The sequence below is a fragment of the Reichenbachiella ulvae genome, assembly GCF_025833875.1.
In the GTDB taxonomy this organism is placed as follows: Bacteria; Bacteroidota; Bacteroidia; order Cytophagales; family Cyclobacteriaceae; genus Reichenbachiella; species Reichenbachiella ulvae.
The window spans coordinates 1,683,069-1,705,655 of sequence record NZ_JAOYOD010000001.1; the positions used below are offsets into that span (position 1 = coordinate 1,683,069).

17 protein-coding genes and 1 CRISPR repeat array are annotated in these 22,587 nt (G+C 42.8%); of the genes, 6 read left to right on the top strand and 11 right to left on the bottom strand.

Going from position 1 to position 22,587, the window contains the following annotated elements; genetic code table 11:
* The first annotated feature begins 190 nt into the window (after nucleotides 1–190).
* The 4 genes from cas9 to cas2 all read left to right on the top strand — a co-directional run bounded on the left by cas9 (nucleotide 191) and on the right by cas2 (nucleotide 6,877).
* Complete coding sequence (gene cas9, locus N7U62_RS06810) at nucleotides 191–4,894, top strand: type II CRISPR RNA-guided endonuclease Cas9 (RefSeq protein WP_264137151.1); 4,704 nt, start codon at nucleotides 191–193, stop codon at nucleotides 4,892–4,894.
* Between the two features lie 70 nt (nucleotides 4,895–4,964).
* On the top strand, nucleotides 4,965–5,570 hold the full coding sequence (locus tag N7U62_RS06815; RefSeq protein ID WP_264137153.1) for a hypothetical protein: 606 nt from the start codon (nucleotides 4,965–4,967) through the stop codon (nucleotides 5,568–5,570).
* 69 nt (nucleotides 5,571–5,639) lie between these two features.
* Nucleotides 5,640–6,557 (top strand): type II CRISPR-associated endonuclease Cas1, encoded by a 918-nt coding sequence (gene cas1, locus N7U62_RS06820; RefSeq protein WP_264137154.1) that lies wholly within the window; start codon nucleotides 5,640–5,642, stop codon nucleotides 6,555–6,557.
* Nucleotides 6,539–6,877 (top strand): CRISPR-associated endonuclease Cas2, encoded by a 339-nt coding sequence (gene cas2 / locus N7U62_RS06825; RefSeq protein WP_264137155.1) that lies wholly within the window; start codon nucleotides 6,539–6,541, stop codon nucleotides 6,875–6,877. Before cas1 ends, cas2 begins: the two co-directional genes overlap by 19 nt.
* 106 nt (nucleotides 6,878–6,983) lie before the next feature.
* Nucleotides 6,984–8,205: a CRISPR direct-repeat array (repeat unit 37 nt; unit sequence GGCTGTACAAGATACCAATCTGTTAGCCAATCACAAC).
* Between the two features lie 424 nt (nucleotides 8,206–8,629).
* Here cas2 and N7U62_RS06830 read toward each other — a convergent pair.
* On the bottom strand, nucleotides 8,630–8,758 hold the full coding sequence (locus tag N7U62_RS06830; RefSeq protein WP_264137156.1) for a hypothetical protein: 129 nt from the start codon (nucleotides 8,756–8,758) through the stop codon (nucleotides 8,630–8,632).
* 92 nt (nucleotides 8,759–8,850) lie between these two features.
* Here N7U62_RS06830 and N7U62_RS06835 point away from each other — a divergent pair, with 92 nt between their 5' ends.
* Complete coding sequence (locus N7U62_RS06835; protein ID WP_264137158.1) at nucleotides 8,851–10,152, top strand: T9SS type A sorting domain-containing protein; 1,302 nt, start codon at nucleotides 8,851–8,853, stop codon at nucleotides 10,150–10,152.
* A gap of 2 nt (nucleotides 10,153–10,154) precedes the next feature.
* On the opposite strand, the gene N7U62_RS06840 is transcribed toward N7U62_RS06835, so the two are convergent.
* Nucleotides 10,155–11,795: a tetratricopeptide repeat protein gene (locus N7U62_RS06840; RefSeq protein WP_264137159.1), complete on the bottom strand. Its 1,641-nt coding sequence runs from the start codon at nucleotides 11,793–11,795 to the stop codon at nucleotides 10,155–10,157.
* A gap of 75 nt (nucleotides 11,796–11,870) precedes the next feature.
* Nucleotides 11,871–12,488, bottom strand: coding sequence for an adenylate/guanylate cyclase domain-containing protein (locus tag N7U62_RS06845; protein ID WP_264137161.1), 618 nt, complete (start codon nucleotides 12,486–12,488; stop codon nucleotides 11,871–11,873).
* A 443-nt stretch (nucleotides 12,489–12,931) separates the two neighbouring features.
* Here N7U62_RS06845 and N7U62_RS06850 point away from each other — a divergent pair, with 443 nt between their 5' ends.
* A complete protein-coding gene (locus N7U62_RS06850) occupies nucleotides 12,932–15,424 on the top strand; it encodes a DUF5686 and carboxypeptidase regulatory-like domain-containing protein (protein ID WP_264137162.1) in 2,493 nt (830 codons plus the stop codon).
* Nucleotides 15,425–15,497: 73 nt separating this feature from the next.
* On the opposite strand, the gene N7U62_RS06855 is transcribed toward N7U62_RS06850, so the two are convergent.
* The 8 genes from N7U62_RS06855 to N7U62_RS06890 form a co-directional block, all read right to left on the bottom strand.
* The gene (locus N7U62_RS06855) at nucleotides 15,498–16,103 is read right to left on the bottom strand and encodes a hypothetical protein (RefSeq protein ID WP_264137163.1); all 606 of its coding nucleotides are present in this window, start codon (nucleotides 16,101–16,103) and stop codon (nucleotides 15,498–15,500) included.
* Between the two features lie 12 nt (nucleotides 16,104–16,115).
* On the bottom strand, nucleotides 16,116–17,183 hold the full coding sequence (locus N7U62_RS06860) for a protein-glutamate methylesterase/protein-glutamine glutaminase (RefSeq protein ID WP_264137164.1): 1,068 nt from the start codon (nucleotides 17,181–17,183) through the stop codon (nucleotides 16,116–16,118).
* Complete coding sequence (locus N7U62_RS06865) at nucleotides 17,180–17,515, bottom strand: chemotaxis protein CheD (RefSeq protein WP_264137165.1); 336 nt, start codon at nucleotides 17,513–17,515, stop codon at nucleotides 17,180–17,182. Before N7U62_RS06865 ends, N7U62_RS06860 begins: the two co-directional genes overlap by 4 nt.
* 137 nt (nucleotides 17,516–17,652) lie before the next feature.
* Nucleotides 17,653–18,543, bottom strand: a complete 891-nt coding sequence (locus N7U62_RS06870) for a sensor histidine kinase (protein WP_264137166.1) — start codon at nucleotides 18,541–18,543, stop codon at nucleotides 17,653–17,655.
* Nucleotides 18,540–19,415 (bottom strand): CheR family methyltransferase, encoded by an 876-nt coding sequence (locus tag N7U62_RS06875; protein WP_264137167.1) that lies wholly within the window; start codon nucleotides 19,413–19,415, stop codon nucleotides 18,540–18,542. The genes N7U62_RS06870 and N7U62_RS06875 overlap by 4 nt, the downstream gene beginning before the upstream one ends.
* A gap of 14 nt (nucleotides 19,416–19,429) precedes the next feature.
* Complete coding sequence (locus N7U62_RS06880; protein WP_264137168.1) at nucleotides 19,430–21,457, bottom strand: methyl-accepting chemotaxis protein; 2,028 nt, start codon at nucleotides 21,455–21,457, stop codon at nucleotides 19,430–19,432.
* 35 nt (nucleotides 21,458–21,492) lie between these two features.
* Entirely contained in the window at nucleotides 21,493–22,053 is a 561-nt protein-coding gene (locus N7U62_RS06885) for a chemotaxis protein CheW (RefSeq protein ID WP_264137169.1), read from the bottom strand.
* Nucleotides 22,054–22,056: 3 nt separating this feature from the next.
* Nucleotides 22,057–22,587, bottom strand: coding sequence for a chemotaxis protein CheW (locus N7U62_RS06890; protein ID WP_264137170.1), 531 nt, complete (start codon nucleotides 22,585–22,587; stop codon nucleotides 22,057–22,059).

The window sequence follows — 22,587 nt, forward strand, 5'->3', positions numbered from 1 at the left end:
CCGAAGGTAGTCGAGGCGCTAAATGTTTTGTTCACAGCAAATAATTGAATTATGGAGTTCACGAAACATTTAAAAAGAAAAAGCGAGGTACTGAAGACAGCCCCCGCTTTAAATGTTTTCACAACGGAATAATCCTTATTGTGATTGATTAACAAATTGGTAAGACGAATATAGATAAACTAACTAGAATATGAAAAGAATATTAGGATTGGATTTGGGGACCAACTCGATTGGGTGGGCCGACATACTGCATGATTTAGAAAATAAAGATGGACATATCGAAGGACTGGGAAGTAGGATTATCCCAACAGATGCAAAAGTACTGGACAGATATAAAGCTGGACAAGCCCTATCCAAAGCAAATGCAGGACAGGCATTTACTGCTGCTGGTAAAAGAACAGATTTCAGATCCATCAGAAAACTTTACCAACGTGATAATCTTCGACGCGACCGACTGCACAGAGTATTGAATGTGCTAGGTTTTCTACCTCAGCATTATGCAACATCCATCGACTTTGTTGAAAGGAAAGGTCAATTCAAAGAAGGTAAAGAAACCAAACTCAATTATATACAGTCCGAAAACGGGAAGCATCAATTCCTATTTATGGATAGCTTTCAAGAAATGGCTCAACTCTTCAAAGCAGCTGGTCACCATCAAAACATCCCATACGACTGGACGATCTACTACCTGCGCAAAAAAGCCCTCCGCAACAAAATCACTAAAGAAGAACTGGCCTGGCTCCTACTTCACTTCAACCAAAAGCGTGGCTACTACCAACTGCGCGGTGAAGAGGAAGAGGAAACGGATGGCAAAGTAAAAACATTTGAAATTCTCGAAGTGGGTAGAGTCGTTGACTCGGGAGAGAGCATCAAGAAATCTGGTGAGAAACTCTACGATATATATTTCTCTAATGGATGGCAGTATGACAAACAAACTACCAAACCTGACGATTGGCTAGGCAAAACAAAAGAGTTCATCGTCACTACCTCGCAAACAGCCAGTGGAGATACCAAGAGAACATTCAAGGCCGTTGATTCTGAACAGGACTGGATCGCCATCAAAAAGAAAACCGAACAAGATATCGATGGATCAGGTGAGCACGTAGGAGAATACATATTCGAGCAGTTGCTAGCCAACCCCACGCAGAAAATACGTGGCAAACTAATCCGCACCATAGAGCGCAAATACTACCGACAGGAACTGGAAGCCATCATCCAATGTCAAGTCAATCACCATCCAGAGCTCAACCTATCCAATGATGACGGGAAACGCCTCTATGCAGCTTGCATCAAAGAACTGTACCCCAACAACGATGCTCATGCTGCCAATCTCAAAGAAAAAGGGCTCTTGCACCTTTTCGTCAAGGATATCATATTCTACCAGCGTCCACTCAAAAGCAAAAAGTCCACAATAGGAGGCTGCCAGTACGAAACCAAATCCTACCGTATAGAGGAGAAAAATAAGGCTACTGGCGCGATGGAAACTAAGGAGGTTAGCCGTCCGTTATCTGCTTGCCCGAAATCACATCCTATGTTTCAAGAGTTCCGCTTGTGGCAGTTCGTTCACAACCTTAGAATCTATAAAAAGGAACATATCGAAGAAGGTAAGACCGTATTGGATCACTCCGTCACAGATCAATGTTTCAGCACAGAGGACGAGTGGATCGCACTATATGACATACTGAATAGCCGTAAAGAAGTCGAGCAAAAACACATCATACAGTATCTGGTCACTTCCAAAAAGATCGATAAGCAGAACAAGGACAACTACCGCTGGAACTATGTAGAAGACAAGAAGTATCCAGCCAATGAAACGCGTCATATGCTCCTAACTCGTCTCAAAAAAGTCACTGAAGATCCTGAAGCATTTCTCACCGTCGATAGGGAGCTGACCCTCTGGCACATGATCTATTCGGTCACAGACAAAATTCAGTTTATAAAAGCACTAAAGACTTTTGCTGTTAAAAATGGTCTGAATGATGAGTTAATGGAAACTGCTTTTGGCAAGACACCTCCCTTTGACGGTGACTATGCGGCCTACTCGCTCAAAGCGATCAAAAAATTGCTTCCCCTTATGCGGAGAGGATCGTATTGGTCTATTGAAGACATTCTGCCAGAGGCAAAAGAGCGCATAGATGACATCCATGCCCGACTGACATCTATCGACTATGATGCTAAGAAAATAGACGAATGGGTAGCAGATGATGAGATCACTAGTGCCGTACTCAGGAGCTTTGCCAAGACAAAAGACCGTCCTATGTCTGGTCTCAATACCTACCAAGCGTGCTATGCCATCTACAACCGTCATGCCGAAGCTGGCGAGACTCAAACCTGGCGGCATCCTCAGGATATTGACATGTTCCTACACCATTTCAAACAACACAGCCTGCGTAACCCAATCGTCGAGCAAGTGGTCACCGAGACCCTGCGTACAGTCCGTGACATCTGGATACAGGCTGCTCGAAATAGTGGCGCACCCTACGAGGAGAAGGCCAATACTCTTACTGGCAAGGTAGAAAAACACTACCCACTGGTATTCGATGAACTACACGTAGAGTTGGGCCGTGAGATGAAAAATCCAGCGGAGAAACGGAAGAACATGACCCGTCAAATCACCGAAAACGAAAACACCAACATTCGTATTCGTGAAATCCTCACTGAACTGATGCAAGACCCGAACGTAGATGGTGACATTCGTCCCTACTCGCCTAGCCATCAGGATTTGCTCAAAATCTACGAAGAAGGTATCTATCAAAACCCTGACAGTAAGTTTGATCAACTGAGTCAGGACGACATAGACAAAATCAGAAAGAAGAACGACCCAAGTAAAAACGATATCCAGCGATACAAGCTATGGCTGGGGCAAGGGTATACCTCTCCATATACAGGCGAGATGATCCCACTGAGCAAACTCTTTACCACTGCCTATCAGATCGAGCATGTGATTCCACAGAAGAGGTACTTCGATAATTCTTTAAGCAACAAGGTTATTTGCGAGTCAGAAGTAAATTCCCTAAAAAGTGACAAAACTGGAATGGAGTTTATTCTTCACCATGGAGGAGAGCGAATAGAAATTGGCCAAAATAGATCAGTAAAAGTCTTAAAAGTTGAACAGTACGAAAAGCACTGTAAACAGTACTTTGCCAAGAACAGAACGAAGCTCAACAACCTGCTAAGTGAAGACATCCCAGAGGGCTTCATCAACCGACAGCTCAACGACAGCCGTTATATCAGCAAGCTAGTCAAAGGACTACTGAGCAACATGGTGCGGGAAGAAAACGAAACGGAAGCCACCTCACGTAGAGTTGTGAGCACGCCAGGAGCCATCACCAACCAGCTCAAAAACGACTGGGGACTACACGACAAGTGGAACGAGATCGTAGCACCCCGCTTCGAGCGACTCAATGAACTGACCAATACCAATGAATATGGTGAATGGGACAGCAACATCAATGCCTTCAGAGCCACAGTCCCTGAGGAGCATGCCCGAGGCTTCAACAAAAAACGTATCGACCACCGACATCACGCACTCGATGCACTCGTGATCGCTTGCACCAGCCGTCAACACATCCAGTATCTCAATAGTCTAAACAACGAAAAGACAAGGCACGAACTACAGCCAACCCTCTTGATCAAAAACGAGAAGGGCCACTTTACCAAGACCTTCCAAATGCCATGGAAAGGTTTTGCACCACAGGCCAAAGACAAGCTGGAAACTACCATCATCAGCTTCAAACAAAACCTACGCGTGATCAACAAAGCCAGCAATAAAACCTGGCAGTGGGTGGAGCGCAACGGACACAAGAAAAAAGAACTCGTACCCCAAACCATAGGCGACCACTGGGCCATCAGAAAGCCAATGCATGACCCCATGCCATATGGCAAGGTAAATCTATGGTTTGATGTACTTGATATCGACAAAAGCCTTTCCAAACGACATCTCATCATAGACCCAGAGATTAGAGCAAGAGTTGAAGATGTCTTTATCCAAAACGATTCATCATCTGGAAAAACTGTCAAATATTTGAAATCAAACCCAATCCTAGACAACCTTGGATTGCCTGTAAGGAAAACACACTTTAAGGTAAGCAACAACAAATACGGGAAACGTCAAGCCATAGATTATCTAGCCGATGATAAGTATAAGGGTGTTTTAAAAAAAATCTATAAAGTAGCTGATTATAGTCTTCAAATAGATTTAGTCATGCACCTGAACCAAGACTTCACAAATCCTAAGAATGCTTTTTCACCTGAGGGTATTGAAATCTTTAATGAGAACAGGAAGGCAAAAGGACTGGCACCAGTTTACAGAATAAGAATTGTTGAGTCAAGTTCAGCTCGATTTGACCTCAGCAAAAAGAGTGATAAATCTCATAAAAAAATGGAAGCTGCCGAAGGCACCAACCTTTTCTTCGCCATCTACTGGGACGAAGAGAGTCAATCACGCAGCTACGAAACGGTCCCCTTACATGCGGTGATCGCACACCAGAAGCAAGTCGCACATCTACCAAAAGCGGAACGCACACCAATTCCGGTCAATCCCGAAAAAGGCCGACTGCTATTCACCCTTTCCCCCTATGATCTGGTCTATGTACCTACTCAGGAGGAAATAGACAGCCCACACTTGGTAGACTTCACTCAGCTAGATACTAATCAATCTGGCAGAGTGTATAAGATGGTGAGTACTACTCAGGGGAAATTAGATTGTGTGGTCAATTTTTATGCAAAAGAAATTATCAAGAATGAAATGGGTAGTAATAACAAAAACCAAAACACCATGGATGGACTAACTCAAATCAAAGAAGTCTGTTGGAAACTTACCATTGACCGCCTGGGTAACATCACTCATGTAACTAACCACCTCGGCCAGATCGTCCAGGTGGGGGAATATTGATACAATAAATAACCAATAGACCTGACAGGTTTTAGAAACCTGTCAGGTCTAAACCTATAAACCAACAACCATGCAATCCGAAACCTACTACCATATTTATAATCATGCGAATGGATCCGAAAACCTCTTTCGGTCTCAGGAGAATTATCGCTACTTCTTGCAGCAGTGGAGTAAGTATATAGAGCCCATAGCGGAGACTTATTGCTATTGCCTGATGCCTAATCATTTTCATGTACTGGTTAGGGTTCGAAGTGAGGATGAAGTATTGCAGTTTTTTAGATTAAAGCAACCAGCCCTCCAAGGGTTCGGAACCCTTGGAGGGTTTTCTGCTATCATCAGCCGACAGTTCTCTCATTTATTCAATAGCTACACTCAGGCTTACAATAAGATGTACAGTCGAAAAGGCAGCCTCTTCATGTCCAACTTCAAACAAAAAGAAATCACCACCGACGACTACCTTTCTAAAATAATCCATTACCTCCATCACAACCCCGTCCATCATCGCTTTTGCAAACATTACAAAGACTGGCCCCACTCCTCCTATCATGCATTGATAAGTAATCAACACACTCGTCTTCAGCGACGGGCGGTATTAGAATGGTTCGGGGGCAAAGAAGAATTCACAAAGTTTCATCAGCAAAATATTGAGTATCCAGAACAGATTAAACTAGAATAAAATACTATTTAAACCTGACAGGTTTCAGAAACCTGTCAGGTCTAAAAGAATCACGACAATTGAACAACCATGATCAAGCGAACCCTATACTTTGGCAATCCAGCCTACCTCAGCACCAAAGACCAACAGATGGTCATCTCCTTTCCCGAGGAGGAAAAAGAAAAAGTCAGCATCCCTATCGAAGATATAGGGGTAACCATTTTAGACCACTATCAGGTCACCATCAGCCAGGCGCTGATACACAGACTGATGGAAAACAACGTAGCACTAATCACCTGCGATGACAGACACTTACCCACTGGTCTACACCTGAACCTATCGGGTCATACCCTGCAGCAAGAACGCTTCACCGCACAACTGCAGGCCACTGAACCCACCAAAAAACGACTTTGGCAGCAAGTGATTAGCAGCAAAATCAAAAACCAGGCAGCCCTGCTTGAGGCCATCTATCAAGATCATGAAGCCTTGCTTCGCTGGTCCAAACAGGTGAAGTCCGGTGACCCGGACAATCTGGAAGCCCGCGCTGCGGCGGTTTACTGGAAGAAGCTCTTTACCGCCCATACGGACGACTTCAAAAGAGGGAGGTTCGAAGACGAACCCAACAATATGCTCAACTATGGCTATGCCATCCTACGAGCCATTGCTGCCAGATCGCTGGTGGGATCAGGCCTACTCCCCACCTTTGGCATCCATCACCACAACCGCTACAATGCCTACTGCCTGGCCGATGACATCATGGAGCCCTACCGCCCCTTCGTAGACGAGCTGGTGCTCTCCATCATGGACATGGAGGACATAGACATCTACGACCTCTCACCAGAGCTCAAAAAACACCTACTACAGCTCCCTACCATAGACGTAATGCTAGGCAAAGAACGTAGACCGCTGATGGTCGCCATGCAACATACCACAGCCAGTCTGGCCGAATGTCTACTTGGCAATCGCGACAAGTTGAAACTCCCCGAACGATGCAAACCTATCGCCTGAACCAATACCGAGTCATGTGGGTCATGGTGTTTTTCGATTTGCCTACGGATACCAAAAAGGACCGTAGGAATGCGGCGCTCTTTCGCAAGCGTTTGCTCAAAGACGGCTTTCGCATGTTTCAGTTTTCGATCTATCTCAGGCACTGCCCCAGCAGGGAAAATGCCGCTTTGCATATCAAAAGAGTAAAGAAGAGTCTACCACCGGATGGCTATGTGGGCATCATGATCATTACCGACAAGCAGTTTGGTAACATGGAGCTCTTCTATGGCAAAAAAGAAAAGGAACTGCCCGAGACACCACAGCAACTCTCTTTGTTTTGATACAAAAAAACCTGACAGGTTTCGGAAACCTGTCAGGTTTTACGTTCCTTTTACACCGAACAAACAACCTCTAAAACACAACAGCACAGGCAGTTAAACCTACCTGTGCTGTACAAGATACCAATCTGTTAGCCAATCACAACAGGCCATGCTAGGGATAGTTTTTTTGAATGGCTGTACAAGATACCAATCTGTTAGCCAATCACAACTAAGGCGCTACGGTGCCTTTGGCTAGGGCGGCTGTACAAGATACCAATCTGTTAGCCAATCACAACCGTATGTAGGTGATAGTTTCCATTAAAAGGCTGTACAAGATACCAATCTGTTAGCCAATCACAACCGTTGATCGCTATCTTTTGAAAAGACTTTGGCTGTACAAGATACCAATCTGTTAGCCAATCACAACCATGGGTTGTATATTGTTTATCTTTATGAGCTGTACAAGATACCAATCTGTTAGCCAATCACAACTAAAATCACAGATTACAAGTAATGGCAAGAGCTGTACAAGATACCAATCTGTTAGCCAATCACAACGAGAGAGAACGCAGACATTGTGCAATTTGGGCTGTACAAGATACCAATCTGTTAGCCAATCACAACGAGCATCTGTAATAGAGAAATCAGCAAAGGCTGTACAAGATACCAATCTGTTAGCCAATCACAACAGTATGCAGTAATAGCGAAGGTAGAAAACGGCTGTACAAGATACCAATCTGTTAGCCAATCACAACTAATGTATTGATTATAGATACTGGTACAGGGCTGTACAAGATACCAATCTGTTAGCCAATCACAACACCCGTCAAATAATCCGATTCTTACCTAAGGCTGTACAAGATACCAATCTGTTAGCCAATCACAACGGGTTGCCTCCCGAAGGTCTGCCCCTTCAGGCTGTACAAGATACCAATCTGTTAGCCAATCACAACTCTATCCTGATGAACCAGAAGGAATGGCTGGCTGTACAAGATACCAATCTGTTAGCCAATCACAACATCAAGGTTCTCGATAAGTGTCTGAATGTTGCTGTACAAGATACCAATCTGTTAGCCAATCACAACCTTATGCACCTGCACATACAGCTGGCCCCAGCTGTACAAGATACCAATCTGTTAGCCAATCACAACGGATCATAGTCTTCGTGCTTGTTCTTGTCTGCTGTACAAGATACCAATCTGTTAGCCAATCACAACTCAGTGATGGTGTACTGTAGAAAGATGTCTGCTGTACAAGATACCAATCTGTTAGCCAATCACAACTGACTTGGACAAAAGAAAATCAAGGCACATGCTGTACAAGATACCAATCTGTTAGCCAATCACAACACGAACAATTATCATCAAGAAGCTTGATAAGCTGTACAAGATACCAATTTGCTCATACGCACAAGCATGCCGCACATCCCCTCGCGAATCTCCTGCGTCGATTTGTTAGCCCACCTAAGATAGTGAAAAGTCTGAAAGTGAAAAGTTGAAAGCCTGCCTGTCGTTAGTCTGGTTGAAAGTTCATGAGCCCATCACTTATGAGAAACCCAAGCCGTCTAGCTACCAGGTACTTTGTACTCTATACTATGTACTTCTCAAGAATGCCGCACATCCCCTCGCGAATCTCCTGCGTCGATTTGTTAGCCCACCTTAGATAGTTGAAAGTGAAAAGTTAAAAGCTTTCCTGTTGGTAGACTGGTTGAATGTTGATGAACCTAACGCTTATTGGAAACTCCTCTAACTACTAGATACTAAGTACTAAAATCTAGCTTTCCCTTTCTGCCTTTTCGAAAGCTCTGACCCTTCTCTGGTTCAGGTCTTGCTTTCTTACACGTCCACCTATGATCTTCAAATCTTCAGGGATCTTTGCGATGGGTTTCTTTATTGGTTTCATATACTTACAACTAATTCTAATTTGGATATCCCTAATATAAAGCTCATTTTTAACACTAACTTATTCCACAATATCATTCGAAAGCTTACCTGATGAAAAAATCCACTTTCCTACTCCTAATTTCTCTCTTACCTACTTGCCTCTCCGCTCAGGATTGGGCCAGCATCAAATCCAATGCAGTACCAGTAGTGGCGGATGCCAGTAGTTTTGAGTCACCGCAGGCGCTACCTCTCGCGACCTTGGGTTGGGAGGATGGTCTACATCTATCGGCAGATGGATTGACCCTCTACTGCACCTATGTACCGCTCGACTTTCTCTCCTTTGCCCTCAATGGCAGCCTACCCAACGATTTCAGCGCAGATTATGATCGTGGCGCGCCAGACTTTGGTATGGACCTGAGTACGAATCCCATCGGGGCAAACGAATGGCTGCACTCTGATGTACTGATCAGTGAACGCGCCTCCCTTTCTGATCCCTTTGAGAGCTGGACCTTGTCTAATATGACCCGCAACTTCTACAGCGAGGGAGCACCCACTCCTGCAGTGGATCTCAGCGGTCAGGTAGAATACATGCTCTTCACCAGCAACGACAGTGAGGGCAACAATCAGGACATCTGGATCATGGAAACCAGCGACAGCAACCCTACAGGAATCGGCACAGCTCTCCCCTCACCTATCAACAGCACCTACAACGAAGACAATCCGCACTTGATTCGCTTGAGTGACCAGGAGCTGATCCTTTTCTTCGACAGTGACAACCGACCCGGTGGTGAAGGCGACATAGACATCTGGTACAGCCAGAGCACAGACAATGGCAGCAGCTGGTCAGACCCCAGCAACCTCAGCAGCATCAACAGTGCCGAGCGCGAACATCAGCCCTTCCTTCACCAGCAAGGCAGCACTTGGCATCTGTACTATGCCGCCTACCACAGCGATGGCAAACTGGCGATCTTTCGATCTATCAAAAATGGAGAGGGCTGGGACAGCTGGGCCACACCAGAGTTGGTGATCAGCTCAGGAACCGCCGCAGGTATCGGCGAGCCTACTCTGAGTCGTCAGGGCGATCTCAGCTTTGTCGTGGTGACAGAAGATCCCAACGCCAACAGCAGTTTCGATCACTACGATTCGGACCCCTGGATGGCCAAAAGCAAGACAGTATTGAATAGTCCAATAACAGAAACTCATTCAATCCAACTCTACCCCAACCCTGCCCAGCAGTCCATTAATCTGATCGCTACAGACAGTGATTTCCCCGTGACTATCTCCTCAGTTTTGGGACAAAAAGTGATGACAGTGAGAGAACCAAAGAACAGTCTCTCTTTGGCTCATTTACCGACTGGCATTTACCTCCTGCAGACACAGACAGGAGAAACGCTACGCTTGATTAAGGATTAGCTTTATTTGGTATTCACCACAAACTCCATGGCCTCTTTGCGATTGGACACACCTAGCTTATCGTAGATGTTTTTTAGGTGATATTTCACGGTATTGACAGAGACACAGACCTTGTCAGCAATCGCGGTGTTGCTCAGGTCACTGATGGCATGTTGTAGTATTTCAATTTCCCTTTCGGACAGGGAGCGATTGAGCTTTTCGTTGAGGGCCTGCAGATCAAGTGCTGAAGTATCGCCTTTCAGTACCACCCTGATTTGCATCCGCAGCTCGTTGATTTCGGCCTGCAGCAGTTTCTTTTTCATCCTGAAACGAGAAATCAATCCTGCAATGATCGCTATGGAGGACAAAATGCTCAGTACCAGAATAATCGTAAGCAGCGTGATGCGCTGTTGCCGGGCCTCCAATTCTAGCTGAGCCTTTTCGTTCTGTAATTTCAACAGTTCATTCTCGTGCTCCATCTGATCAAACTGATAGATGAGTTCCATTTTCCTGAGTTCTTCTCGGTTGTTGATCGCCGTAATCGAATCCCTCAGATCCAGCATCTTTTCCTTCGTCATCAGTACCATGCGCTCCTTGCCCTGCTGCTCGTACAGCTCCGCCAATAGCTCGTAGCTATCTCTGGCTTCAGCCATTAGCTCAGCCTCTTGGCAAAGGATTAGGTTGTTTTCCAACACGTTTTGAGCCAGCACATAAAAGTTCTGCTTGATGTAAGCTTCCGCCAAAATCAGATTGGATTTGGCCAGTCGATCGGCCGATTGGTTCATATCCAGTTCTTGCTGCAATTGCTGTATTGTCTGACTGGCCTGATCATACCGTCCCTGCTTCAGATCTAATTCAGCGAGTGCCAGTTGCGTATCCATATGCCGCAGCGAATCTCTGGCATCCTGAAAGAGCACCATGGCCTCCTCCAGGTATGCCTGCGCACTGTCGTATTGCTGCTTTTCAGTAAACACCAGGCCGATCAACTTGTACCGAATGGCTTTGGAGTTGGCATTTCCTCCTTCTTCTCTCAGCAGTTCCAGTGATTCTTTGGCATAGGCCAGCGCCTTGTCCAAATCACCCAGCTCTACCTCCAGACTGGTCATCAGCGTCAGATCAAAGCCCAGGGCAGAGGTATCTTTTCTAGCCACATCGATCTGATAGGCTTTTTGGAGCATAGTCAGCGATTGATCCAGCTGTCCCAGATCGCGAAATACTGATCCTAGATTATAATAACTGGTCGCTATCTCTACCGTGTCATTTAGATCCTGAGCCATTTCGAGAGATCTCTGGAAGTGCGGGAGTGCCCGCTCGTAAAAATGAAACTCGCGATAGCAAAACCCGATGTAGCTATGGGTCTCCTGAACCAAAGACTGATATTGAATATCCGACTGGTCGGCGTATTGCAGCGTATTGAGATAATCTTTCAAACTCAACTCCAACTCTCCTATATAATAATAAGCATCCGCCCGCATAGCATAGATCTCAGGGCGATGATTGAAATCCTCCTGTACAGCTATCAGGGAATCTGTGAGTTGGATCAGCTCTTCATATTTCTCAGCCTGGTAGAGCGACTGGATAGAATCATACAATTGGGCATAAGTACTGGAGCAAATCAAAAGGCCCAGTGTCAAAAGAGATATTGCTGGTTTGGTCAGGTTCATTAGGTTACTTACATATAATCGAAAAACTAAGATAGTGGATTTTGAGGCGAAGAGTCAAAGCCTGACCCGGCAAAATCACTCTGAAACGCTTGAGAGCACGTTCCAAACCTTCAAGCCTGCTAGTTCTTTGACATCTGCTTTTTCCTCGATTAGGTAGTCTCCTCCCACCCTTTCGGTAACTGAGGCACTGATTAGCAATTCGCCTGACTCAGCATACTCGCTCATGAAATGGGCCGTATTCACCGCCTCTCCCCAGACATCATATTTCATCTGTTTTCGTCCCACGACCCCTTCAAATGCTCCCCCAACACAAACGGCAGATGCCTGAGCCAGAGCCACACTATGATCTTTGGCGTACCGTCTTACAATCTCCCGTATCTCCAGACCAAATTGCAGCAATCGTTTGACATTCTCATGTGAGGACTCTGCATAAGACATGGCCATATAGTGGTGCCCCACTGTAGAAACTCTGACAATCTGATGCCGCTCAGCTGCTTCGTCCAGCAAGTCTATCAGGTCATTCAGGATTTGCATCGTATGTCCAGGTGCCAATTCTCTTGACAGCACAGTAAACCCCACCAAATCACCGTAAAGTATGGCCAGCTCTTCATGACGCTCTACCAGATCACTCTTCCCTTCTTTCCATTTCTTGTAGAATTTCTCCGGGAGGATTTGCTGTATATACTTATCCATTCTTTGTTACTTAGTTCAGGTTCAACTTATTCAAATATAAGTCTTGATTGAAAAAGCGAATAAGATGAGAGGGATTATTAAGGACCATTCTGTATTTCTGGGGATTGGTAAATTCACTCATAAATTTTGAATAGTCCAAACAGGAAGAATCATACATTATTTGTCAATGCTCTAAACTGTATTCTAAAGGCATTGACCTTGGTGTTGAAGAATTCATCTGATCGCTTCTACTCCGATTGTTGAAGAAGTTTAAAATCAAGCTGTACTGATTCAATAGACAAATTTATTTTCTAATCCCTAGAGTAATTCACAATTAAGGGTTCAATAAAAGTTTTTCTCTCTCCTGATTCTCCATTCTATTAGAAAATCCTATCTTCAATCTTTAAAATTCAATTATTCCTATTTCCTTGTATTTAGCAAAAAAAGGCATCCCGTTTATTCTCGTGGCATTAATCATTAGCCAGATTGCTTCAGCAGGAACTATTAGTGGTACTATTACCAATCAGGACGATGAAGCACTCCCCTACGCCTCCCTTTATATCGCAGGCACTACCATAGGGACAACCAGTAATATAGAAGGGAAATACACCCTGCAGTTGAAACCTGGTAATTACACCATTGTATTTCAATATGTAGGCTATAAAAAGGAAGTAAGAAATCTTCAGATCACGGATTCCGAAACAATTCTTAATGTTGTCATGCAACCAGAAACCCTCCGCTTAGAAGAAGTGGTGGTTAATGCAGAGAACGAAAATCCCGCCTATGAAATAGTCAGAAGCACCATACGCTCAAAAAAACGGTTTCAGGAAGAAATAACAGCCTATAAGTGTCAAGTCTACATGAAGGGACTTCAAAGACTCGACACAAAGCCAAATCGCATATTAGGTGTAAATATCCCGTTGGATACAGGCATCGTTTACCTTTCAGAATCTGTGTCTGAATTACAATTTCACCAACCCAATCATGTATCAGAGCGGATGATTTCTTCAAAGGTTAGTGGCAATCAAGGATCATTCAGCTTCAACCAGGCCTCAGAAACACTTTTTTCCATCTATGACAACTTATTCAAAGTAGAGGAGATCAATGAGCGGGGATATGTTTCTCCATTGGCCAACAACGCCTTTTTCTTTTATGACTACCAACTAATGGGAGTCGTTCAGGAAGGAGATTTCTTGATAAATAAAATCAAAGTCATTCCCCGAAGAGCCAACGACCCTACTTTCAGTGGTTACCTTTATATCATCGAGGATCTGTGGCGCGTTTCAAAACTGGAATTGACCTTAACAAAAGAACATCAACTGGAGTTTCTGGACATTCTTACCGTCAAGCAAGTTCATGCTCCGATCAGGGATAGTGTTTGGGTGATGCTATCACAGAATTTCCAATTTCATCTAAACACTTTTGGCTTCAAAGGTTCTGGGTATTTCAATGCCAACTACTCTGACTATCAAGTGGAACTTAACCCTAAATACATCAAAGCAATTAAAAATGATCAGAGCAAGGAGGCGGATGACAATAAATCGACTTACTCAGATCGAAAATCTGCTAAGAGCATCGACCTTGAGCCTAGAGATTTTAAAAATGAAATCTTGAAAATTGAAGTTGGAGCCAATGAAAGGGATGATGAATATTGGTCCAAAGTCAGACCTGTCCCTCTGACAAAAATCGAGAGACTAGACTATCAAAAGAAGGACAGTATCGAGGTTTTTAAACAGAGCAAGGCTTACAAAGATTCGATGGATGCAATTACCAATGAGTTGACCTTAGGAAAGGTGCTTTACACCGGATATAGATATGAAAATAGCCAATCTCAATTCTACCTTTCCTTTCCATCCTTAATTCGAACTTTGCAATACAATACAATAGAAGGATTGGTGGTCAACTTAAGAACCCGATTAACCCGATACGATGACCACAACGTGAAGAACCATTTCACTCCTGAGATTAGATATGGCTTCTCCTCCGAACGACTCTACGGCCAAGCATTCTATGAGCAAAAGCTCAATCATCAAAAGTTTCAGGCTTTCACCATTGGAGCGGGGCATTTTATTCGACAATTCAATTCAAACGGAATCCCTCCTTTTATCAACTCAATGGAAACTTTATTGAATAGAAGGAACTATATGAAGGCCTATGAAAGAACTTTCGTTGGACTCGAATATCAGCAAGAAATCATCAATGGATTTTTTATTCGACCACAGTTGGTCTATTCTCAAAGAAGCCCACTCAGCAATCAAATTGATTACTCCTTCTTCTATCAAGACACGAGAGAGTTCAGTTCCAATGTACCCGAAAACATCTATGGATCGACCGCATTCACGAGTCATCAATCCCTTTTTTTTGAATTGAGCACTTCCATTCGTTTTGGTCAGAAATACATCACTACTCCTTACAAGAAAATCATAGCAGAAAACAAGTACCCAAAACTGAACATCAAATACAGTAAAGGTTTGAACATACTAGGTTCGGACATTGATTTTGATAAAGTATCATTAAAAATAGAGGATGAATTACCCTTTGGGTTGATCGGTAGAAGTGAATATATAATGGGGGGCGGGACATTTCTGAATAACAAAAATTTGAAATTCATGGATTTCAATCACTTCAACACGAATGCCTCCATATTGGCCAACTTTGATGATGATTACTTCCAGTTACTGGATTACTACAATTATAGCACCAACGACTATTGGCTGGAAGGACACTACATTCACCACTTTAATGGGTTCATCATCAATAAACTGCCCTTGATTCGAAAATCAAAAGTACAATCGGTAGTTTCTCTACATTATCTCCATACAGACAAGGTAGACAGCTACCTAGAATTAGGAGTCGGAATAGAGCATATATTCAAATTATTCCGCGCTGACTACTTCACCTCATTTGACAGAGGCAATTTCCAATCACATGGCATACGATTGGGCTTTGGGTTTTGATAAGGTATGGAATCGAAAAGCTCAAATCATCGATTCCATACTCATCAAGAAACAACAAGGTTATGATACTAACCTATAGTGTGCTTTTAATTTTATCTAAAAACTGATCTTGAAACATCCATGTAAAATCAGGAGCAATATCTAATTCTTTCCCTTCAAAATTGGCTTTGAAATAAACCACATTTCCAAACTCAGCGGCTTCCTTTTCCAAGTAGCTTTTCATCTCATTTTGAGGCATGACATCTACGCTAGGCACATGTCCAAAAAGATCTACGTCCAGATAATTGGAAAACTGCGTCACTACTGCTGCAGACACTATGTTATCCAACTCGGTTAAAAAACCATCTCTTAAGATCTTCTTTTGTTCTTCACTACCATTTTGCAGGCCGGGAGGTAAGCATACCTGATTGATTTTTTCAATCTCATCTTCAGTAAAGATCAAATGACAAACGCCTTGCAACTCACCGATCAAGGCAGTGCGCAAAACATGCAGTTGGGCATTTTTGTCACTCGAGTTCAATCGAGGAGATTTCTGAATGGAATCTGCTCCAAAATCTACTTTGTTGATTGAAATTGGAGTTTTCAATAGACTCGTCAATGTACCAGAGGCACAGCTTAGCCCATCATTGATCAATTTTGCAGCCACTAGCTGCTCCTTTTGTTCTAATTCTAGTATCATAACCTTACTTGTTTATTTCCTGTGTTTCTTTTTTGCTAAATCATGTAATACCAGCGGTATATCTTTCAACGAACAAACCCTGTCCGCTGCTCCTAATGCTATGGCCTCCTTAGGCATCCCAAACACGACACAACTGGCCTCATTTTGGGCCAAGGTATAGGCGCCGTTTATTTTCATCTTTAAGAGCCCTTCCGCCCCATCTTTTCCCATTCCAGTCATAATCAAGCCTATGGCTTTCTCCCCCAACTGATTGGCGGCAGAGTCGAACAGAACATCCACTGAAGGAATATGTCCAGAGACCTTTGGTCCTCCTAACAACTTGATTCTATAACCATTTCCTGCCTTGACCATCGTCAGATGTTGATCCCCTGGAGCGATGTATACTGTACCAGCAGTTACCATTTCATTGTTCTCCGCCTCTTTTACATGGATGGCACAAGTGTCGTTCAAGTACTGAGCATACTGCCCCGTAAATTCTACTGGCATATGCTGAACTACCAATATGGGAGGGAAATTAACCGGGAGTTGAAGCAATACTTCTTTCATGGCTTGAGTCCCACCTGCTGATGCCCCAATACAAATGACAGTATCTATTTTCTCATTGGCACCAACTGCAATGGGTACCAACTTCTTTGGTCTATCAACCAACAACTCTGAACGCTTTGGCAGATTTTCATTTCCAAAAGTCCTGACCATATCGATCAATTCTTTTTCCTGAAGCATGGTTGATTTCAAGTTTTGAAAGTCAATGACAGGTTTATCCATTACTGCCACTGCACCATATTCAAGCGCTCTCACGCCTATTTCTGGATTCTTCGTTATGAGCGATGAAAATACTATGGTTGGAATAGGATGCTGATTCATCAACTTCTTCAAAAAAGTCAACCCATCCATTCGAGGCATTCTAACATCCAACAATATCACATTAGGCTTTACCTCTCGCAATATCTCTACTGCCTCATAGGCATCATGTGCAGCACCTACCACTTCGATATCGCTGCTTTGTGAGAAGACAAATTCCATCATCTTCTGCACAGAGCGCGAATCATCTATGATTAATATCTTTATTTTGCTGCTCACTTCTTCTCCTTATCTTGCCCTACAAAGCGCATTTTGACAATTCCACTTTGGGTATCAAAGATGATCTTTCTTCCTCTTTGTCCTCCGGTACTCTCGGCTACCAGTCTGATGCCATGCTCCTTCAAAAGGTCCTTGGCCACTACTGTATTCCTATCTCCTATTCTAGCTGTAAAGTCCACCTGATTTGCCCCTCCAAAAATCTTGGCTACCATATTTTCAGTCTTGCAGTTTTTGCGGTGCATTTCTTTGATGAGCTTCTCTATAGCGATATTGCCAAACTTAGCTGTAGCCAAACCATTTCCATTCCAAAAGGGAAGCATGTAATGATTCATGCCACCTATCTGCCTTTTAGAATCATACAGACAAACAGCAATACATGAACCTAACACTGTGGTAACCTCGGTCTGCTGCCCTGCCACAAATAGATTGGAAGGATACAAAAAGTGTTTCGCTATTTTATCTACGGCATTCAAAAGCTCTGCTCGTCAGAATCCAAAAACAGTTCAAAGTCATCCTCTTCATAAATCTCTTCATCCTGAGATTCCAAAACAGCGGGCAATGACACAGTAACCTCTGTACCCTTTCCAGGTTGAGAATGTATCTTGAGTGATCCATCCAATAGATCAACCAATGCATGAACGACTGACAAGCCTAGGCCATGTCCACCGTAATTCTTAGTGGTACCGGCATCCAGTTGATTAAATCTGTCATAGATATCGCCCAGATCCTCTTCGGATATACCTACACCATTGTCCGAAACACTAAAAACCAACTGTCCATCACTATTCTTAGTCAGATCAACATTGACCTGGCCATTGTTAGCATCACAAAATTTATGAGCATTGGATATCAGATTGGATAAAATTACAAGAAGCTTACCTCTATCCGACACCATCGATTCGTTAATATCCGCATCAACCACGCAAGCAATTTTCACATCGCCAAGCTGACTTTGAACCATCGACACAGCCTCACCAATCACCTCAACACAAGTAAACTTACTCTTGGACATTCTAGCCTCTCCAGCTTCCAACTCAGCAGCCATGAACAGGTTTTGGAGTTGAAAATTCAAGGCAGAAGCCTCTTTATATACCAGTTGAGTATTCCTCATTCTGGATTCCATTTCAGTATCAGTAGCCAGGTTTACCCTCAACAATCCTATGATAGAAGTCATCGGGTTATTGATCTCATTCTTAATATTGGATAGGAAATGAGATTTCAATTCTTCGGATTGCAATAGCTTATCATTGACTGTTTTTAGGTCAGACATGAATTGTTTCTGCTCAGAAAGCAATCGATTCTTTTCTTCAATTCTGATCTGGAGTTCCTCCAGCAGTTGTTCGTCTGTAAGCTGACTCATAGTGATTTTTGGTAAATAGTAGGTTTGATTAACTTAAGATCATCGTGATTTCTAAAAAGCGATTCTGAGTGTCCGACAAAGAGGTATCCTCCAGGGCGCAACTTCTTTACTAATCTCGCGATTACCTTTTCCTGATTGGGACGATCAAAATAGATTAAGACATTTCGACAAAATATGATGTCATAACTGTCTTCCATTTTGTAGTCCTCATCCATTAGATTAAGTCTACCAAACTTTGTTTTGGCTCTCAATTCTGGCTTAACTCTTACAAGTGGCTTTTTGGGATCCTTGCTTCGAAGAAAATAGTCTTTCTTCATTTGCTGCGGCAAATTGATGATACGGCTATTGTTATAAACACCATCAATTGCTGTTCTCAAAGCATCTACTGATATATCTGTCCCGGATACGGTATAGTTTCGGTGACTCAACCCATGCTTTTTCATGTATTCTTCCATCACTATCGCGATGGTATAAATTTCTTCTCCTGTAGAGGCTGCCGAGCTCCAAATTTTAATCTCTGTAGATCTTTTTTCAGCAAACAACTCAGGCAATACGCGCAAATTCATAAAATCGAAGTGAGCAGACTCTCTGAAAAAATCCGTTTTGTTGGTAGAGACGGCATTGATCATTTTGACTACTTCGTCTGTCTCTTCATCGCAGAGCACCATATCGATATACTCGGCAAATGTGTTAAGATTCAACTCCTTTAGTCGCTTTTGCAATCTACCTTCTACCATCACTTTCTTATGATCCGGTAGTTTGATTCCGTAATTGCTAGTAATGAATGAGCTCAATTTTTTAAACTCCGACTGGCTCAACGCCTTACGCATCAAAGATTGATTCACTTCTGTATTTAAATTAGGTGATTTCATTGGTTATTAAGGATTTAAAAACTCTCAAAATCTGAATCTGAAGCACCAGATGTACTTCCAAGATCCAATTCAATCCCTTTAATTTTCCTCTTTTCTTCATTGACTCTAACAGGACGAGCTACTGTAGGCTTCTTCTCTGTAGAAGTCACTGGTTTTGTAGTTACCTTAGGTTCGGTCTTAGGAGCCTCTTTCTTATCGACTTTACTTTCCTGGTGTTTGACCCAATCCTCCAGTTTAGCACTGTTGTCTTTTTTGCCTGATTTATTCTCAGCTGTAAAACTTACAGTACTAGCTCCATCTATCTCTTCATCTACTTGAAAGAAAGAAATCATATCAGTCAATTGATCTGCAAGGCTATTTAATTCCTCTGCATTGGCAGCTAGCTCCTCTATGCTAGAAGCGTTTTGCTGAGCCACATCATTTAGTGTTTGAACAGCATTATTTATTTGTTCTGCACCGTTATTTTGTTCCACACTACTATTAGCAATTTCACGCACCAGTTTGGCTGTGGCCTGAATCTCTGGCAACACTTTTTCCAGCATTTCACCAGACTCAGTCGCGGTATTTACACTACCTAGAGACACCTGATCTATTTCATTGGCAGCCAATTGACTTCTTTCGGCCAAGCGTCTGATTTCAGCTGCCACTACTGCAAAGCCCTTACCATGCTCACCTGCTCTTGCAGCCTCTACTGCAGCATTTAGTGCCAACAAGTTAGTCTGACGAGAGATCTCTCCTATGATGGAAATCTTGTCAGTAATTACTTTCATTGAGTTAACTGTTTTCTTCACAGCTTCATTGCTCTCATTCAGTCTCTCTACACCTGATACAGCCATTCGCTCTGTCTCCTGTGCATTCTTAGTGCTCTGTTCGATGTTAGCAGCCATTTCTTCTACTGATGCTGAAATCTCTTCTGCAGAACCTGCCTGCTCAGAGGAGCCTTCGGCCATCAACTGAGTTGTCTTATTCACCTCCATACTTGCAGTAGTCATGGATTTGGTACCTTCTTTAACAGCGGCGATAATATGCTTCAATTTGGTCGTCATCTTACCAAAATTATCAAGCAAGTCTCCCAATTCGTCATCCGAATATTTTTCGATTTTCACATTGAGATCACCTTGCGACACCTTGCCTATTGCATCAGTAGCAACTTGAACAGATTTATTGATAGCTCTAATAACAATTAATGCAGTAAGAGCCGATGCAAATAGACCAATGATCACCACTATTAAAACCAAATTTATAGCCTGTTCCTTTTCAGCCTCTACTACCTTGGAAAGGTCTACAATCAAGGAAGAAACTGCTGGCTCTACCTTGTGAACAGCAGCCCTAAGCTCTGCTCTTAAACCTTCGTTTTCGCTATAACCAATAAGTTTGTCCATATCGATCACATTCAAAAAAGTCTTTTTGTAGTTTTCGAGGTATTCTATATGCTGTGCTTCAGCCTCTCCTATCATTTGATCAACCAGACTTACCAACTTGTCTCGATATTTCAAATCAGCTCTGAGGAGATAATCCTTTTCATGACGTCTCAACATCAAAATATTAGTAAGGTTTCTCCAATCTGACATTTCGGCCTCCATTGTTTTGATGGCTTTTCTCATATCACCAATCAAACCCCAGTCCTGGAAACCTCTTTCTCGAGTTCCATTCACTAATCCAGAAAACTTTGAATCATATTCTCCGAAATAACTTCTTAGATCTTTGATTTTAGCTACATAGCCGTTTTCAATAATGACGTCATTAGATTCTAACCCATCCAAAAGAGACTTTACCTCTGCCAGTTTTTTGTGATACTTATCGATATTTTTACTTTGGCCACTTTCGTAGAAATCTGGATTTTTGCTCTCTCTGAGTAAAAAATCCTTTTCTGCACGTCTCATCTCCAAAGTACTGACCCAAATATCATTTACTCGGTCATTTACATCAGTCAATTCCTCGTATTTCGATATTGAGCTAAAGAACAGACTCAAAACGATTCCCAATACGGAAAACATCATGACGGCATAGATTATCAGTTTTAGTTTTATGGTCAATCTCATGATTTATTATTTTTTAGTTTGCAGCTTAGTTTCAACTATTTCTTCTTAGTCGATTTCTTAGGCTTAGCTTGAGTTTTAGTTGTTTCTTCTTTTTTTGTTTTGTCTTCTGGATGAATGGCCGATTCCAGTGCGATGATTTCATGGAGCGAGAACACTTGATCCAAATCCAAAATCATAGCGAAATGCTCGTCAGAAGAGAACATCCCAAGTATGAACTTTTCATATTCATTGGATTCAAATTTTGGAGCAGGCTTTACTTCATCAGCTCTCAGCCCTATTACTTCCTGCACCTCATCTACCAATACTCCTACTGCCAGTCTCTGGCCAGCCGCATTGATCTCTACCACAATCACGCAAGTATCTACAGTAAATTCGGTTGGCTTCATACCTAGCTTTACTCTGGTATCTACCAATGGCACCATATGGTTTCTCACATTGATCACTCCTGTCATATAAAGTGGAGACCTTGGAATCTTAGAGATTTTGGGCACTTCGATGATCTCTATCACCTTAGTCACATTAACAGCAAAAAGCTCTTTGTCAAGGATAAAGCTCAGTACGTTTTCTGGTATCTGTGTATCTATCTTGGTTTCCATCTTTTATGACTTTTTAGATTTGGCGTGTGATTGATTCTCTTTGTTATCGGCAGCATCCCCTTCGTCAAGGGCAAAAGTTTTATCAAGGTTGAGTAGCATGATGAACTTATCACCTTTTTTGAACATCCCTGAGACAAAGTCCAAATCAAACTTGGCGTCAATACTAGGAGAGCTTTGAATTTCAGCAGAAGGCACCGTGACTACCTCTTGTACTGCATCTACCAGCGTACCTACCAAGGTTTTTTCACCCTCTACTTCCATCTCGATCACCACAATACAGGTATCAACTGTTTCTTTGATAGGATCTAAACCGAACTTCACTTTAGTATCGATCAATGGCAAGATTTTACCTCTTAGGTTTTGAACTCCAGCCATATGCTTAGGTGCATTAGGTATGGGCGTGATGTTAGTCAGTTCCTGAATCTCAACCACCTTTTCTACCTCTACAGCAAAGGTCTCTTTGTCCAAATCGAAAGTCAAAAATGTCTTTTGATCAATCGTTTCTTTTACTTCAACATCTAATAGACTACTCAT

Coding starts and splice junctions, on each gene's coding strand:
- N7U62_RS06855 (WP_264137163.1), bottom strand. CDS start 16,103: ATGATACTAGAATTAGAACAAAAGGAGCAGCTAGTGGCTGCAAAATTG.
- N7U62_RS06830 (WP_264137156.1), bottom strand. CDS start 8,758: ATGAAACCAATAAAGAAACCCATCGCAAAGATCCCTGAAGATTTGAAG.
- N7U62_RS06875 (WP_264137167.1), bottom strand. CDS start 19,415: ATGAAATCACCTAATTTAAATACAGAAGTGAATCAATCTTTGATGCGT.
- N7U62_RS06815 (WP_264137153.1), top strand. CDS start 4,965: ATGCAATCCGAAACCTACTACCATATTTATAATCATGCGAATGGATCC.
- cas9 (WP_264137151.1), top strand. CDS start 191: ATGAAAAGAATATTAGGATTGGATTTGGGGACCAACTCGATTGGGTGG.
- N7U62_RS06835 (WP_264137158.1), top strand. CDS start 8,851: ATGAAAAAATCCACTTTCCTACTCCTAATTTCTCTCTTACCTACTTGC.
- N7U62_RS06880 (WP_264137168.1), bottom strand. CDS start 21,457: ATGAGATTGACCATAAAACTAAAACTGATAATCTATGCCGTCATGATG.
- N7U62_RS06840 (WP_264137159.1), bottom strand. CDS start 11,795: ATGAACCTGACCAAACCAGCAATATCTCTTTTGACACTGGGCCTTTTG.
- N7U62_RS06870 (WP_264137166.1), bottom strand. CDS start 18,543: ATGAGTCAGCTTACAGACGAACAACTGCTGGAGGAACTCCAGATCAGA.
- N7U62_RS06890 (WP_264137170.1), bottom strand. CDS start 22,587: ATGAGTAGTCTATTAGATGTTGAAGTAAAAGAAACGATTGATCAAAAG.
- N7U62_RS06845 (WP_264137161.1), bottom strand. CDS start 12,488: ATGGATAAGTATATACAGCAAATCCTCCCGGAGAAATTCTACAAGAAA.
- cas2 (WP_264137155.1), top strand. CDS start 6,539: ATGCAAACCTATCGCCTGAACCAATACCGAGTCATGTGGGTCATGGTG.
- N7U62_RS06885 (WP_264137169.1), bottom strand. CDS start 22,053: ATGGAAACCAAGATAGATACACAGATACCAGAAAACGTACTGAGCTTT.
- N7U62_RS06865 (WP_264137165.1), bottom strand. CDS start 17,515: ATGAATCATTACATGCTTCCCTTTTGGAATGGAAATGGTTTGGCTACA.
- cas1 (WP_264137154.1), top strand. CDS start 5,640: ATGATCAAGCGAACCCTATACTTTGGCAATCCAGCCTACCTCAGCACC.